Annotated in this window: 21 protein-coding genes and 1 pseudogene; all 22 read left to right on the top strand. The window is 54.5% G+C overall.

Going from position 1 to position 13,320, the window contains the following annotated elements; translation table 11 throughout:
* Positions 1–69 precede the first annotated feature (69 nt).
* Positions 70–786 (top strand): 30S ribosomal protein S3, encoded by a 717-nt coding sequence (gene rpsC / locus ACZ48V_RS13155; RefSeq protein ID WP_464539824.1) that lies wholly within the window; start codon positions 70–72, stop codon positions 784–786.
* Positions 787–914: 128 nt separating this feature from the next.
* Positions 915–1,355: a 50S ribosomal protein L16 gene (gene rplP, locus ACZ48V_RS13150; RefSeq protein ID WP_464539822.1), complete on the top strand. Its 441-nt coding sequence runs from the start codon at positions 915–917 to the stop codon at positions 1,353–1,355.
* A gap of 54 nt (positions 1,356–1,409) precedes the next feature.
* A complete protein-coding gene (gene rpmC, locus ACZ48V_RS13145; protein WP_353564260.1) occupies positions 1,410–1,613 on the top strand; it encodes a 50S ribosomal protein L29 in 204 nt (67 codons plus the stop codon).
* A gap of 43 nt (positions 1,614–1,656) precedes the next feature.
* Positions 1,657–1,974: a 30S ribosomal protein S17 gene (gene rpsQ / locus ACZ48V_RS13140; protein WP_464539820.1), complete on the top strand. Its 318-nt coding sequence runs from the start codon at positions 1,657–1,659 to the stop codon at positions 1,972–1,974.
* A 170-nt stretch (positions 1,975–2,144) separates the two neighbouring features.
* A complete protein-coding gene (gene rplN, locus ACZ48V_RS13135; RefSeq protein ID WP_353564258.1) occupies positions 2,145–2,513 on the top strand; it encodes a 50S ribosomal protein L14 in 369 nt (122 codons plus the stop codon).
* 199 nt (positions 2,514–2,712) lie between these two features.
* Positions 2,713–3,099: a 50S ribosomal protein L24 gene (rplX, locus tag ACZ48V_RS13130; RefSeq protein ID WP_464539818.1), complete on the top strand. Its 387-nt coding sequence runs from the start codon at positions 2,713–2,715 to the stop codon at positions 3,097–3,099.
* Between the two features lie 122 nt (positions 3,100–3,221).
* The gene (rplE, locus tag ACZ48V_RS13125) at positions 3,222–3,797 is read left to right on the top strand and encodes a 50S ribosomal protein L5 (protein ID WP_464539816.1); all 576 of its coding nucleotides are present in this window, start codon (positions 3,222–3,224) and stop codon (positions 3,795–3,797) included.
* Between the two features lie 137 nt (positions 3,798–3,934).
* Positions 3,935–4,204, top strand: coding sequence for a 30S ribosomal protein S14 (rpsN, locus tag ACZ48V_RS13120; protein ID WP_464539814.1), 270 nt, complete (start codon positions 3,935–3,937; stop codon positions 4,202–4,204).
* 101 nt (positions 4,205–4,305) lie between these two features.
* A complete protein-coding gene (gene rpsH, locus ACZ48V_RS13115; RefSeq protein ID WP_353564254.1) occupies positions 4,306–4,707 on the top strand; it encodes a 30S ribosomal protein S8 in 402 nt (133 codons plus the stop codon).
* Positions 4,708–4,760: 53 nt separating this feature from the next.
* A complete protein-coding gene (gene rplF, locus ACZ48V_RS13110) occupies positions 4,761–5,315 on the top strand; it encodes a 50S ribosomal protein L6 (RefSeq protein WP_464539812.1) in 555 nt (184 codons plus the stop codon).
* Positions 5,316–5,474: 159 nt separating this feature from the next.
* On the top strand, positions 5,475–5,834 hold the full coding sequence (gene rplR, locus ACZ48V_RS13105) for a 50S ribosomal protein L18 (RefSeq protein WP_464539810.1): 360 nt from the start codon (positions 5,475–5,477) through the stop codon (positions 5,832–5,834).
* Positions 5,835–5,876: 42 nt separating this feature from the next.
* Positions 5,877–6,407: a 30S ribosomal protein S5 gene (gene rpsE, locus ACZ48V_RS13100; protein WP_353564251.1), complete on the top strand. Its 531-nt coding sequence runs from the start codon at positions 5,877–5,879 to the stop codon at positions 6,405–6,407.
* A 45-nt stretch (positions 6,408–6,452) separates the two neighbouring features.
* A complete protein-coding gene (gene rpmD / locus ACZ48V_RS13095) occupies positions 6,453–6,641 on the top strand; it encodes a 50S ribosomal protein L30 (protein WP_464539808.1) in 189 nt (62 codons plus the stop codon).
* Between the two features lie 130 nt (positions 6,642–6,771).
* Positions 6,772–7,236 carry a 50S ribosomal protein L15 gene (gene rplO / locus ACZ48V_RS13090; protein WP_464539806.1) on the top strand — a complete coding sequence of 155 codons (465 nt, stop codon included), beginning with the start codon at positions 6,772–6,774 and terminating at the stop codon, positions 7,234–7,236.
* Positions 7,237–7,304: 68 nt separating this feature from the next.
* Entirely contained in the window at positions 7,305–8,621 is a 1,317-nt protein-coding gene (gene secY / locus ACZ48V_RS13085; RefSeq protein ID WP_464539804.1) for a preprotein translocase subunit SecY, read from the top strand.
* A gap of 43 nt (positions 8,622–8,664) precedes the next feature.
* Complete coding sequence (gene map, locus ACZ48V_RS13080; protein WP_464539802.1) at positions 8,665–9,474, top strand: type I methionyl aminopeptidase; 810 nt, start codon at positions 8,665–8,667, stop codon at positions 9,472–9,474.
* Between the two features lie 3 nt (positions 9,475–9,477).
* Positions 9,478–9,696 carry a translation initiation factor IF-1 gene (gene infA / locus ACZ48V_RS13075; protein WP_098063378.1) on the top strand — a complete coding sequence of 73 codons (219 nt, stop codon included), beginning with the start codon at positions 9,478–9,480 and terminating at the stop codon, positions 9,694–9,696.
* A 159-nt stretch (positions 9,697–9,855) separates the two neighbouring features.
* Positions 9,856–10,236, top strand: a complete 381-nt coding sequence (gene rpsM / locus ACZ48V_RS13070; protein ID WP_464539800.1) for a 30S ribosomal protein S13 — start codon at positions 9,856–9,858, stop codon at positions 10,234–10,236.
* 112 nt (positions 10,237–10,348) lie between these two features.
* Complete coding sequence (gene rpsK, locus ACZ48V_RS13065; RefSeq protein WP_464539798.1) at positions 10,349–10,759, top strand: 30S ribosomal protein S11; 411 nt, start codon at positions 10,349–10,351, stop codon at positions 10,757–10,759.
* Between the two features lie 176 nt (positions 10,760–10,935).
* Positions 10,936–11,538 (top strand): 30S ribosomal protein S4, encoded by a 603-nt coding sequence (gene rpsD / locus ACZ48V_RS13060; RefSeq protein ID WP_464539797.1) that lies wholly within the window; start codon positions 10,936–10,938, stop codon positions 11,536–11,538.
* Between the two features lie 111 nt (positions 11,539–11,649).
* Positions 11,650–12,636 (top strand): DNA-directed RNA polymerase subunit alpha, encoded by a 987-nt coding sequence (locus ACZ48V_RS13055; RefSeq protein ID WP_353564243.1) that lies wholly within the window; start codon positions 11,650–11,652, stop codon positions 12,634–12,636.
* Between the two features lie 76 nt (positions 12,637–12,712).
* Positions 12,713–13,159: pseudogene (rplQ, locus tag ACZ48V_RS13050) on the top strand (50S ribosomal protein L17); the annotation flags it as partial.
* Positions 13,160–13,320: the final 161 nt, after the last annotated feature.

Here is a 13,320-nt window from a genome sequence, read left to right as displayed (position 1 = left end):
GCTGAACGCATTGCGTTCACTCGTCAGCTGTCGATCGCTACATTTGTATAGGAAAACGAGGTATCACCCTTGGGTCAAAAAACACATCCAATCGGATTTCGGCTCGGTATCATTCGTGGTTGGGATTCCAACTGGTATTCCGAGCAGAACCTGCAAGAAAACATAGAGGAAGACCACAGAATTCGCGAGTACCTGGACGCGCGTCTGCGTCGTGCCGGGCTAAGCCGCGCTGTGATCGAACGCACTCCGAAGCGCGTGATCCTGACGCTGCATACGAGCCGCCCTGGCGTCGTGATTGGCCGCGGGGGAAGCGAGGTCGAGAAACTGCGTGAAGAGCTAAAGCGGTTGACTGGAAAGGACATCCAGATCAATATTAGCGAGATTAAGAGCCCAGAGCTCGACGCAACGCTCGTGGCGAAGAATATCGCTCAGCAGCTTGAAGGACGTATCTCGTACCGACGCGCGATGAAGCAGGCCATGACCTCGGCCATGCGGATGGGCGCGGAAGGAATACGTATCCGCGTTGCAGGACGCCTTGGAGGTGCAGAGATGGGACGTATCGAAGAGTACCTTGAAGGCCGCGTTCCCCTCCATACGATCCGTGCCGATATCGACTTTGCGAAAGCGACGGCACTCACCATCTATGGCACTATCGGTGTAAAAGTGTGGATTCACCGTGGTGAAATCCTCGGCAAGCCCGATCTCAGCCCGAATGTGCAGGCCCAGCAGCGCAAGCAGAAGCAGAGCGGACGCTCACGTGGTCGCCGTCGTCGAAATCGCAATTGATCGATCACCACTGCAACTACCGAAGACGCAGTGGCGCAGCCGCACGAGCCCATTGTGCTGCCGAAAGTCTCTTGAAATGAATCAGGTGCTGTCGAGTATAGCTCGGACAGCAGCAACCCCGAACTACTATGCTTCAACCTAAGCGAACAAAACACCGAAAAGTACAACGCCGGCAAGGCCTTAAAAAGGGCAATGCACAGCGTGGAACGCGTATCAACTTTGGCGACTTCGGGCTGAAAGCGCTCGAGATAGGCCAGATATCCAGTCGGCAGATTGAGGCTGCTCGTGTAGCAATCAATCGCCACATGAAGCGCGCCGGTAAGGTATGGATTCGGATCTTCCCCGATAAGCCCGTAACAAAGAAGCCTGCTGAAACGCGGATGGGTAAGGGGAAAGGTGCTCCTGAATTCTACGTAGCTCCTGTAAACCCTGGCCAGGTGCTCTTTGAAGTAGGTGGTGGCGTGTCTCGCGAGGTTGCAAAAGAGGCTCTCCGTCTTGGCAAGCACAAGCTTCCTATAAAAACGAAGTTTGTCGTTCGCCCGACGTACCGTGGCCCCGATGAAGCGTAGCCGATATATAGGCCTCGCATCGCCTCCCCCTGTATTCAAAACATCTGTGTTGTCATGAAAGCCAAAGACATTCGTGACCTTAGTATTGCCGAAATAGAGGCGCGCATTGTGGAGGAAGAAGACCAGCTTGAGCGTCTTCGCTTTCGCCACTCCGTACACGGGCGTCTCGAGAATCCAATGATTCTGCGCACGAAGCGCCGTTTCGTAGCCCGCCTTAAAACCATACTGACTGAAAAGAAAGCAGAGGCCACCGCGTAGATGAACCGGCCTGTGCTCTTTTCCAAGACCCTGACTCCCCGATATGACTGATACGCCTGACATCGAAGCGCTCGACGCTGAAGCAACAGATTCTGATGCCTCTTCAGAAGCGCGCAACGCTCGCAAAGAACGCGTTGGCATCGTTGTGAGCACGAAGATGGATAAGACCATCGCCGTAAACGTGCGTCGCCAGAAGAAGCATCCCATGTACGGAAAGTACCTGGAGCGCTCAACCAAGATGCTTGCCCATGACGAAGACGAAGTGGCCGAAGAAGGCGACATCGTGCGCATCATGGAAACGCGTCCACTGAGCAAGCGCAAGCGCTGGCGCCTCACGAAAATTATCGAGCGTGCCGAGTAAGTCCCGCGGAGCCTCCATGTTGCGAGGCCTGCGAAACCACGCTAGGCCTGCGAAAACGGCTTCAGCATGAGTGCTGGAGCCTCTCGCGCAGACCATGCAGTGCGTTCTCTGTAAAGCGAGGCGACACTGCACCATGTACCTCTTCTTCATATTTGACTGTGTGACAAGCGATGATTCAGCAGGAATCACGACTTAAAGTAGCCGACAATAGCGGTGCAAAGGAAGTGCAATGCATCCGAGTCCTTGGAAGTAGCGGACGCCGCTACGCGAGCCTTGGAGATCGCATCATTGTATCTGTTAAATCAGCCATCCCTGGCGGAACGGTAGGGAAAGGAGAGGTCAGCCCGGCCGTTGTGGTACGGACACGCAAAGAGGTGGGGCGAAGCGACGGGTCCTACATTCGCTTTGACGAAAATGCGGCTGTGCTTATCAACGAGCAGGGCGAGCCGGTCGGTACCCGTGTATTCGGCCCGGTAGCCCGAGAACTGCGCGAAAAGCAGTTCATGCGCATCGTGTCGCTGGCTCCTGAAGTGCTGTAAGCAGCCCTCTGCCCCTGCTTGCGTGCCTGCACAAGTGCTTACACAGGCGGCATCCTGGCCGTCTACGTGCTCCGAGTGCAGTTTCGCCAATAGGCACGGAAAGGTGTGCACCGGACACGTAGAGTGCGATGAGAAGCGCCTGGGTGTTGTTAAGGCACTTGCACCATCGGTACTATAATATACAACTTGAGATACTATTATGCCTCGTACATCGAACAAGCAGCGGAAGCTGCACATCAAGAAAGGCGACATGGTCATGTTGAACAAGACCATAACGTCTGCCTCCTCGGCTGGAGAAGATCGTGAAAAGGGATACGTGGGCAAAGTGCTTCGCGTATTCCCAGAGCGTGAGCGCGCGATCGTTGAGGGTGTAAACATGCGCATCTACCACGAGAAGCCCAGCCAGCAGAACCAGTCAGGCGGACGTGTAGAGCGTGAAGCACCTGTTCATGTTTCAAACTTGAACCCCGTTGATGAAAACGGCGATCCGACCCGTGTGGGCCGCAAGCGAATCGAAGACCCAGAAACCGGCAAAGGCCACTGGGTACGGTACGCGAAAACGACGGGCCAGGAACTTGACGACTAAGCAACCCACGTGAAACGAAGATGCAGTAGGAACCCACCTGCCTTCGAGCTCATTCTCAACATCTGCAATAGGCTCGCGCCTGGGTGTATTGTGCAGCGAATTAATTGACATAAAGCGACGTCATGCCAGACTCTCCACGACTTAAAGAGAAGTACCAAAACGAAGTTTTGCCCGCGCTCGTAGAGCGATTTGGGTATGACAACGTGATGCGCGCTCCGCGCCTGAAAAAGATCTGTATCAACAAAGGAGTAGGAGAGGCTGAAGAAACGCCGAAACTGCTTGACGATGCGGTCGAACAACTTCGCTCCATCACTGGTCAGCACCCAGAGGTCACCCGCGCGAAAAAGAGTATCTCGAACTTCGGGATTCGCGAAGGCGTGCCGGTGGGAGTTCGTGTTACATTGCGCACAGCGCGAATGTACGAATTTCTCGATCGCCTGGTAACGCTTGCGCTACCCAACGTGCGTGACTTTCAGGGCATACCTGATCGCAGCTTCGACGGACACGGAAACTACTCGCTTGGCATTAAAGACCAGACGATCTTTCCTGAGATCAATGTAGACAACGTAGACCGCGTAAGCGGGATGGACGTAACGTTCGTGACGACTGCCGAGACCGATGAGGAGGCTTACGCGCTCCTGAAAGAGCTTGGCATGCCTTTCGTGCGCCGTGAAGAAGATGAAGCTGTTGCCGCATAGGGGCGGATGACTGCTGGCAGATAGCTTTACTAAATAGCTTTCTGTTGCTTGCCTGTGCCCATACGAGCCCTTGCTCGTTTGCAGCCCCACAACGCACTTGCCGACGAGTTTGCTGAATACACACGAGCCCAACAACTATGGCTAAGAAAAGCTGGATCGCGCGCGAAGAGAAGCGCCGCGAAACCTACGAAAAGTACAAAGAAAAGCGACGCAAGCTAAAGGAGGAAGGCCGCTGGGTTGAGCTACAGAAGCTCCCTCGCGATGCCAGCCCTGTGCGTCAGAACAATCGCTGCCCTATTTCGGGGCGCACACGCGGCTACATGCGTGAGTTTGGCGTTTCCCGGATTGTATTTCGTGAACTTGCCCTGTCGGGTAAGATCCCTGGAATACGGAAGTCCAGCTGGTAGCGCCACCCCATACTGCACCGGTCATGCATCTGTGCATGCCCTACTGCGGCGCGTTTCCTTGCGCGTATGCTTTATGACCAATAGAGACGGACTGACATACAATGAGCGGAATTTCTGATCCTGTAGCCGACTATATGGCGCGCATTCGTAATGCGCAGCAGGCCAACCACGAGTACGTGGAGATCCCTGCCTCGAACCTTAAGCGAGCCATCACCCAGATCTTGATGGAGAAGGGGTACATTAAAAACTACCTCAACATTGATGATGGCAAACAAGGCCGGCTCCGCATTTACTTGAAGTACGATCGTTCGGGAACGCCTGCGATTCAGATGCTGAAGCGCGTATCGAAGCCCGGACTTCGCGAGTACGCTAAGTCGACCGAACTGCCACGTGTGAAAAACGGGCTTGGCATTGCCATTCTGTCAACCTCACGCGGGGTGATGAGCGACAAGGAAGCACGTCGCTTTGGCGTAGGCGGTGAAGTGATCGGCCACGTATTTTAGATCTGCGCTTTTGAAGCGTCTGTACCTGCTCAATTTGAAATGAAGGTGTATCCATGGCTCGTATAGGTAGTAAGCCCATTACATTTGGCAACGACGTGTCGGTGTCAGTCAGTGACACAAACGTCGTGACGGTCAAAGGCCCGAAAGGAGAACTGACCCAGCAGATTGACCCTGAAATGTCGATCGCTGTAGAAGACGATAACATCGTTGTAAACCGTCCGACAGATCAGAAGCGCCACCGGTCCATGCACGGCATGTCCCGGTCGCTGATTGAGAATATGGTGACGGGGGTGACACAGGGCTACAAGAAAGAGCTCACGATCAAAGGAGTCGGTTATCGTGCAAGCCTGAGCGGCGACACGCTCGAACTGGCCCTTGGGTTCTCCCATCCGATATTTTTCCTGCCGCCCGAAGAGGTGGATCTGGAAGTAGAGTCAGGTCGGGGGAAAGACGACACCATCAAAATTGAAGGCATCGACAAACAGCTTGTCGGTCAGGTTGCTGCCAAGATTCGCGACCTGCGTCCGCCAGAGCCTTACAAAGGCAAAGGCGTTCGTTACACTGATGAGCATGTGCCGCTGAAGGCCGGAAAAACCGCTGCACGATAGTACCCCGATAGGTCATCGGCGAACAGGTCGCAGAGACGCCGTCGACTCCGTTGGATGCTGGCGCACTACGGCGCACGACAGACAGCTCCAAACGGACCTCTGATAGCAGCCTGCTGCACTCACATGCCACCGCATTGAACAAAATAGTACAGTACAAGCATGGCTAAAGGCAAAGAAAAAACGCGAACGCGCCGCAAGCGCATTCATAAAAACATTCGACAGACCATCCAGGGGAGCTCGATTCGCCCGCGGCTGTCGGTGTACCGCTCCAACAAGTACATCTACGCGCAGCTGATTGACGACTGGGCAGGTCATACGCTTGCCTCTGCTTCGACCCGAGACGACGACATTGACGCTGAAAATCCTGTCGATGCAAGTCATGAAGTCGGCCGCATGCTTGCTGAGCGTGCAAAAGATGCTGGTATCGAGCGCGCCGTATTTGACCGGAGCGGATACAAGTATCATGGTCGTGTAAAAGCACTTGCCGAAGGAGCACGCGAAGGCGGCCTGCATCTGTAAATCTACTCCCGCACACGAATACCTGTAGAACAGTAGCCAATTATGGCCAAAGGAAAGAAAAGACGGAAGCGCTCCAACGGAAACAGCCGACAAGAGAACTGGGTCGATCGCCTGGTTGCGATCAACCGGGTCTCGAAAGTGGTGAAAGGGGGACGCCGGTTCTCCTTCAACGCGATTGTAGTGGTTGGCAACGAGAATGGGCTCGTTGGAGCCGGTCTCGGAAAGGCAAACCAGGTAGCCAGCGCGATCTCGAAAGGGAACGAGGATGCCAAGAAAAACTTGGTCCGCGTCCCGATCCGAGATGGCACAATTCCACACAAAGTAATTGGGCGCCAGGACTCTGGTAAAGTGCTTCTGAAGCCTGCAGCACCGGGCACCGGTGTGATTGCGGGCGGAGGCGTGCGTGCTGTGCTTGAATGCGCAGGACTCAGCAATGTGCTCTCCAAGTCGATTGGGACGAGCAACCCGCACAACCAGGTGAAAGCCACAATCAATGCCCTCGAATCGCTTGAAGACGCAATTGAGGTTGCCCGTCGCCGTGGCGTCCCGCTTGAGAAAGTATTCAACGGGTAATCCCTCGATATCTCCACCCTGGCCTGCACAGCTGCACACAAACTTATGTCTACGCTTAAAATCACACAGGTGCGAAGCTTGAACAGCCGCCCTGAAAGGCAGCGTCGAACGATGAAAGCGCTGGGACTGCGTCGCCCTCATGACACAGTCGAACACCAAGACACTCCGCAGATCCGTGGTATGCTTGCAAAAGTGAACCACTTGGTCTCCATTGAAGAGTCTGAGGAAGTGTAGAGCTGCCTCCACAGAGATGACCTTCAACGCATTTGGCGGTTACCCAGCGAGGCTTCCCTCACTGCTTTCTGTTCGTCCGTTATTCCATCATGTGCTAATGCTTCCGCATTGGCGTTGAGTATATACTGATATGGATCTTAGTAACCTATCCCCTGCTGAAGGGGCCACACAAAAGAAAAAACGACTGGGCCGTGGTGTCGGTTCTGGACGAGGCGGCCACAGCTCGACCCGAGGCACAAAAGGACAGTCGAGCCGGTCGGGTAGCAAGAACCGCCCGCTTTGGTTTGAGGGCGGCCAGATGCCCTTGCATCGTCGCGTGCCAAAGTTCGGGTTCAACAACCCGTTCCCGACCGAGTACAGCATCATCAACATCGAGCGTATCGCTCGCCTGCTTGGTGAAGGTGTGCTCAGTGCAGACACACCTATCACTCCTGACGTCCTTGAAGACGCCGGTGCAGTGCGTAGTGCTGAACGCGTCAAGATCCTCGGAGAAGGGGAGATTGATGTATCGATCGATGTGCAAGCGCATGCGTTCAGCAGTGCCGCTAAGCGTAAGATCGAGGATGCCGGTGGCACCACTGCCCTCGTCGCGTAAACAACGTCCACACCCATCGGTGGTCGTGTTGTTTGCAGATACACGCTCACCAGAGAACGCCCCTTCGTATGGCTGGTCTTGCCGAAAGCTTTCGTAACATCTGGAAAGTCGAAGAGCTTCGACAGCGTATTATGTATACGCTCGGGCTCTTCGTCGTTTATCGCATTGGTGCCTATGTCACCCTTCCAGGGGTGGATGCACAAGTTCTCTCCGATGTAACTGCACAAGGCGGCGATGCCGGTTTGTTCGGTTTCCTCGATATGTTTGTAGGAGGAGCTTTCCTACAAGCGGGAATTTTTGCCCTGGGTATCATGCCGTACATCACGGCCGCTATTATCATTCAGCTGATGGGGGCGGTCGTACCGTACTTCCAGAAGCTGAAGCGGGAAGGCGAAGAGGGGCGCCGAAAAATCACTCAGATTACCCGGTACCTGACGGTTGGTATTACATCGCTGCAGTCCATCGGGTACGCGATCAATCTGCAGTACGGTGCTACAGGAAGTGCCATCGTTATTGGCCCAACCCTGTTTATGGTAACGACCGTGATCGTGCTTACCTCAGGAACGGTGTTCGTCATGTGGCTTGGCGAGCGCATTTCCGAAGACGGTATTGGAAATGGTATCTCGCTCCTCATTACAATCGGAATTATCGCGTTCCTGCCGAACGCGGTCATCAACGAGTTCAACCTCACGAATAACTTCTTTATCTTCCTGCTGGAGATTGGCATGTGGACGCTCATCACGGGCGGAATTGTGTTGGTCTCTCAAGGAATACGCCGGATACCGGTGCAATATGCGAAGCGTGTGGTTGGGCGAAAAGTATACGGAGGTACAACACAGTACTTACCGATCCGCGTGAACGCTGCAGGCGTGATGCCGATTATCTTTGCTCAGTCGATCATGTTCATCCCGTCGACGGTAGCAGCCTTCTTCCCTGAGAGCCCGCTGATGCAAAACATGGGCGCCTGGTTCTCTGATATATCAGGGTTTGGGTATTCGTTCGTCTTCTTCTTCATGACGTTCTTCTTTACCTACTTCTATACGGCCATCACAGTAAACCCGAAAGAGATGGCTGATACTATGAAGCGCCAAGGTGGCTTCATTCCGGGAATTCGCCCTGGTAAGCAGACAAGCGAGTTTATCGACAACATTCTGACGCGTGTCACGCTACCCGGATCGATCTTCCTTGGCTTTGTAGCTATCCTGCCTGCCTTCGCGATGCAGGCCGGTGTCTCGCAAGGCTTCGCAATGTTCTTCGGAGGAACGAGCCTGCTCATTATCGTGCAGGTAACCTTGGATACCCTTCAGCAGATAGAAAGCCACCTGCTCATGCGTCACTACGACGGCTTCATGAAGAGTGGCAAGATGCGCGGACGACGCGGATGACATGAATTGGACCACGTACCTTCCCGGTTTTATACAACGCCACATGGTTCACTTGAAGAGCGAACGTGAGATCGATCACCTGCGTGCAAGCGCTGACCTTGTGGGGCGCACCCTCGGTGAGATCGGAAAACACGTGGAACCCGGAATCACGCCATTGGAGCTTGACGCGATCGCGGAAGACTTCATTCGCGACCACGGAGCCGAGCCAGCGTTCAAAGGCCACAAGGCCGGCAGCAACGTTTTTCCTGCTACGCTCTGTGTCTCTCTTAACGACGCGGTTGTTCACGGTATTCCGGACAGTGAGCCGCTTCAAGAAGGCGACTTGCTCTCGATTGATTGCGGAGTTGTTCTCGACGGATTTATCGGCGACAGCGCCTACACATTTGCTGTTGGCGAAATATCGCAAGAAAAGCGAGCGCTCTGCAATGTGACGTACAAGGGGCTTCTTGCAGGCATCGAAAGCGCCCAACCTGGCAACCGAACGGGAGACATTGGACATGCTGTTGAGTCGGAATGTAGCGGGTATGGCATCGTAAAAGCCCTCTGTGGGCACGGCGTTGGACGAAGTCTCTGGGAAGAGCCCCAGGTGCCGAACTATGGCACCCCTGGTACGGGGCGTCGACTAAAACCTGGGCTCGTTATCTGCATTGAACCCATGATAAACGTTGGCGTCGGCGAAGTGACCACAGACGCCGACGGCTGGACGGTACGCACAGCGGATGGCAGTGCCTCAGCCCACTATGAGCATATGATTGCTATCCGAGAAGATGGATACGAGGTGCTCAGCACCTTCGATTACATTGAGGACGTATACAGCCCCCCATACACACTGACTGTTTCAGAATCAGCATAACCCATGGCCAAAGAAGAAGCCATCGAACAAGACGGAGAAGTCCTTGAGGCCCTCCCTAATGCGCAGTTTCGCGTAGAGCTGGAAAACGGGCACGAGATCCTCGGCCTGCTCTCTGGCAAGATGCGTATGAACTACATTAAGATCCTGCCAGGAGACCGCGTTAAAGTGGAGCTCTCGCCTTACGATCTCTCTAAAGGCCGCATTGTCTACCGCTACAAGTAGCGCGATAGGCGCAATAGAATCTGCTTGGAAGCTCACTTGCATTGTGTGTGGCGGCTTCGCGTAACCTACTTTCCCTGCTCTGCACTACAAGATGCCGAGCAGCCCTGCCCTTGCTATGCCCTGCTCTCAACCTCTGACCTGATTAAGTACTGAAATCTTATGCCACGAATTGCCGGAGTCGATATTCCCGAAAACAAGCGCAGCGAAATCGCGCTCACCGATATCTTTGGTGTGGGGCGCTCACGCGCGAAAGAGATTCTCGAACGTGCCGACGTTGAGAAAGACAAACTGCCGCGTAAATGGTCTGACGCTGAGACGCGTGAGGTGCGCCGTCTCATCGAAGAAGAGTACGTCGTAGAAGGGCAACTGCGCACCGAGGTGCAGATGAACATCAAGCGTCTGATGGAAATCGGATGCTACCGAGGCCAGCGCCATCGCAAAGGGCTTCCTGTGCGTGGGCAGCGTACCCAGACCAATGCACGTACCCGCAAAGGGAAGCGTAAGACCGTTGCTGGTAAGAAAACGGCTCCACGCAAGTAACCTGGCAAGCATGGCGGTATGAGATAGTATGCCAGCAAGCGTGCTGGTACGTCTCAGGCTCATACACTACAGGCCAACTGCTCCTTCTCTTAACACTGGATAACCCTCTGATATGGCAAAGAAAAAAGGCAAACGCGGAAAAGGAAAACGAAACGTTCGCAAGAAAAACGTTGTCGTTGAATCGAACGGACGGGCCTACATCAAGTCGACGTTCAACAACGTTATTATAACTCTCACTGACCAGTATGGCAACACGATCTCGTGGGCCAGCGCTGGCAAGATGGGATTCAAAGGTAGCCGCAAAAATACCCCCTACGCTGCACAACGTGCTGGCCAGGCTGCAGCACAAGAGGCCTACGACCTCGGACTGCGACGTGTAGATGTGTATGTGAAGGGGCCTGGTTCGGGGCGTGAGGGGGCTGTGCGTGCGCTCTCTGACGTTGGGCTTGAAGTTGCCACGATCCGCGACGTTACGCCACTCCCGCACAACGGATGCCGCCCTCCAAAGCGTCGCCGCGTGTGATCAAGACCGTCCATCGCATCTGCCAGGCCACTTGGCTCAGCATATGCATGGATCGTTGGCGACCGAGACGCCTCCGCGTTACCATCGCCCTGTCTTTGCGTAGTGGGATGCCGCATGTCCCACTTTGCTGAACATCTGTATTTTACTGTACACCAAGATATACAAAAAAGCGTCACATGGCTCGATACCGAGGCCCCAAACAAAAAGTAGCCCGCCGATTCAAAGAACCAATCTTTGGGCCCAGTAAAGCACTGGAGCGTAAGCCGTATCCCCCAGGACAGCATGGTCGTGGGCGCCGTCGCCGAGAGAGTGAGTACGCGGTTCAGCTCAAAGAGAAGCAGAAAGCAAAGTACACATACGGGATGCTTGAACGCCAGTTCAAGAACCTCTTCAACCGCGCAACGCGGAAGCGAGGCGTTACCGGAGATGTGCTGCTGCAGATGCTCGAAATGCGGCTCGACAATATTGTCTTCCGCATGGGATTCGGACGCACACGCCGCCAGGCGCGTCAATTTGTGAACCACGGCCATATGCTGGTCAACGACCGTCCGGTTGACATTCCCTCTTATGAGGTAAGCGTAGATGATGTCATTGAGGTCCGGCCTCGCAGCAAGACCATCGAACCAATCCAAGAAAACACCGAGCGCCAGCGCCGTGTTTTTCCCTGGCTTGAAGTAGACCACGGAAATGCGAAAGGTCGCGTCATCCGCACGCCTGAAGTGGATGAGATCCCCGAAAATATAGAAGCCCAACTGATTGTGGAGCTCTACTCCAAGTAACAGTTTCATCTTTTCAGTCTGGATGAGGTACACATAGGCCGTAGCGGCCGCTCACCTGTGTGCCTGTACCACGCTCCGCACCGCCTTTGTATAAAACACCGACTTGAGCGTATGAATAACTTTGGGATCCAAATGCCGGAAGCGGTCCACGTAGAAGACGCTTCCGACACGACCGGACAGTTCGTTATCGAGCCGCTTGAACGAGGCTTCGGCATTACTATTGGCAATGCCCTGCGCCGCGTTCTATTGTCCTCCATGCGTGGGCAGGCCATTACCGCAATAAAGATCGACGGAGTCCAGCACGAGTTCTCGACGATCCCGGGGGTGACTGAAGACGTTTCGGACATTATCCTCAACCTCAAAGGCGTACGCCTGAAGTCAGAGGAAATGCACGAAGCGCACATTCACTTGACGCTCGAAGGACCTGGCAACTGGACTGGCGCTGATCTGCAAGATGCAACCAGCGAGTTTGAGATCTTGAACCCGGATCATCATATCGCTACGCTTGCTGAAGATGCAACGGTCAACGTCGACCTTCGCATCGGATACGGGCGCGGATACGTCCCTTCCGATGAGAATAAGCGCGAAGATGACCCCATTGGGGTCATCGCGATAGACTCGATCTTCACGCCGATCAAGAACGTGAAGTACTCGGTCAAGCCGATGCGTATCGGAGAGAAGATCGATTACGAGGAGCTCACTCTTGAAGTAGATACCGACGGCTCAATCACGCCCGAAGAAGGGCTGACACGCGCCGCCGCTATCTTGCGTGATCACATTCAGTTCTTCATTCAGCTCGACGAGGAGCCTGAGCCGGTTGTTGAAGAGCAGGAAGTCGACGAAGAAGTCAAGCGCATTCGCGAACTGCTGGCACAGCCCGTCGACGAATTGGATCTATCGGTTCGTTCGCACAACTGCCTGAAGGCGGCAAGCATCAAGAACATTGGTGACCTGGTGCGTCGTGAAGAGAGCGAGATGCTCAAGTTCCGTAACTTCGGACGCAAGTCGCTGCAAGAGTTGGTTGAAGTGCTCGACGACCGTGGGCTACACTTCGGAATGAATGTCGAAGAGTATCTGGAAGAACAGTCAGGCAGCTAACGCTACTGAACGAGATTGCCCGTGTACCGCACAGGCCCTCGCGTAATACACGATTACTTTTGGTTTATAGATTGTCATGAGACACCGCACAAAACGCCACAAGCTAGGGCGCACCAGCGCGCACCGCAAACGGACCCTGCAGGCGCTCTCAAACGCGCTGATTGAGCACAAACGGATCCGCACCACCATTGCCAAAGCAAAGGCGATGCGCCCGTTTGTTGAGCCGCTCATCACGCGAGCAAAAACAGACAACGAGCACAACCGCCGCCAGGTCTTCCGCTACCTGCAAGACAAGAAAGCTGTAACCACGCTCTTTGACGAAATCGCAGAGCAAGTAGGCGATCGCCCCGGCGGGTACGTGCGTATCATCAAGCTGGGCCAGCGCAACAACGGTGGCACCGAGATGGCGCTCGTTGAGCTTGTCGACTACAACGATGTTCCCCCGTCAACAGCAGGCGGAAGCAGCAGCGGGTCGCGCACGCGCCGCGGTAGCGGTAAGGGAAGCCGTGACGATGATGAAGAGTAGTACTCCGTGTCGTGTAGGTAGCAGGTAAAAGTTTATTATACAGGCGAGACACACCTCGTCTGGATCCCTGCTTAGCCGACCACAACGACGTCAAAAAAACAAAAGCGAGATGGAAGCAAAACCGCTTCTGTCTCGCTTTTCTCGTTGGAACCGGTTGC

The sequence above is a fragment of the Longimonas haloalkaliphila genome (genome assembly GCF_055379825.1).
The sequence above is the reverse complement of the archived record's forward strand: the minus strand, read 5'-3'. Positions and strand labels throughout refer to the sequence as shown.

Excerpts from the sequence above, each read along its gene's own strand:
- rpsE (WP_353564251.1), top strand. The coding sequence starts at position 5,877 with ATGGCCAAAGGAAAGAAAAGACGGAAGCGCTCCAACGGAAACAGCCGA.
- rplR (WP_464539810.1), top strand. The coding sequence starts at position 5,475 with ATGGCTAAAGGCAAAGAAAAAACGCGAACGCGCCGCAAGCGCATTCAT.
- rpsK (WP_464539798.1), top strand. The coding sequence starts at position 10,349 with ATGGCAAAGAAAAAAGGCAAACGCGGAAAAGGAAAACGAAACGTTCGC.
- rpmC (WP_353564260.1), top strand. The coding sequence starts at position 1,410 with ATGAAAGCCAAAGACATTCGTGACCTTAGTATTGCCGAAATAGAGGCG.
- rplF (WP_464539812.1), top strand. The coding sequence starts at position 4,761 with ATGGCTCGTATAGGTAGTAAGCCCATTACATTTGGCAACGACGTGTCG.
- rpsM (WP_464539800.1), top strand. The coding sequence starts at position 9,856 with ATGCCACGAATTGCCGGAGTCGATATTCCCGAAAACAAGCGCAGCGAA.
- rplX (WP_464539818.1), top strand. The coding sequence starts at position 2,713 with ATGCCTCGTACATCGAACAAGCAGCGGAAGCTGCACATCAAGAAAGGC.
- infA (WP_098063378.1), top strand. The coding sequence starts at position 9,478 with ATGGCCAAAGAAGAAGCCATCGAACAAGACGGAGAAGTCCTTGAGGCC.
- secY (WP_464539804.1), top strand. The coding sequence starts at position 7,305 with ATGGCTGGTCTTGCCGAAAGCTTTCGTAACATCTGGAAAGTCGAAGAG.
- rpsQ (WP_464539820.1), top strand. The coding sequence starts at position 1,657 with ATGACTGATACGCCTGACATCGAAGCGCTCGACGCTGAAGCAACAGAT.
- map (WP_464539802.1), top strand. The coding sequence starts at position 8,665 with ATGGTTCACTTGAAGAGCGAACGTGAGATCGATCACCTGCGTGCAAGC.
- ACZ48V_RS13055 (WP_353564243.1), top strand. The coding sequence starts at position 11,650 with ATGAATAACTTTGGGATCCAAATGCCGGAAGCGGTCCACGTAGAAGAC.
- rplP (WP_464539822.1), top strand. The coding sequence starts at position 915 with ATGCTTCAACCTAAGCGAACAAAACACCGAAAAGTACAACGCCGGCAA.
- rpmD (WP_464539808.1), top strand. The coding sequence starts at position 6,453 with ATGTCTACGCTTAAAATCACACAGGTGCGAAGCTTGAACAGCCGCCCT.
- rplO (WP_464539806.1), top strand. The coding sequence starts at position 6,772 with ATGGATCTTAGTAACCTATCCCCTGCTGAAGGGGCCACACAAAAGAAA.
- rpsD (WP_464539797.1), top strand. The coding sequence starts at position 10,936 with ATGGCTCGATACCGAGGCCCCAAACAAAAAGTAGCCCGCCGATTCAAA.
- rplN (WP_353564258.1), top strand. The coding sequence starts at position 2,145 with ATGATTCAGCAGGAATCACGACTTAAAGTAGCCGACAATAGCGGTGCA.
- rplE (WP_464539816.1), top strand. The coding sequence starts at position 3,222 with ATGCCAGACTCTCCACGACTTAAAGAGAAGTACCAAAACGAAGTTTTG.
- rpsH (WP_353564254.1), top strand. The coding sequence starts at position 4,306 with ATGAGCGGAATTTCTGATCCTGTAGCCGACTATATGGCGCGCATTCGT.
- rpsN (WP_464539814.1), top strand. The coding sequence starts at position 3,935 with ATGGCTAAGAAAAGCTGGATCGCGCGCGAAGAGAAGCGCCGCGAAACC.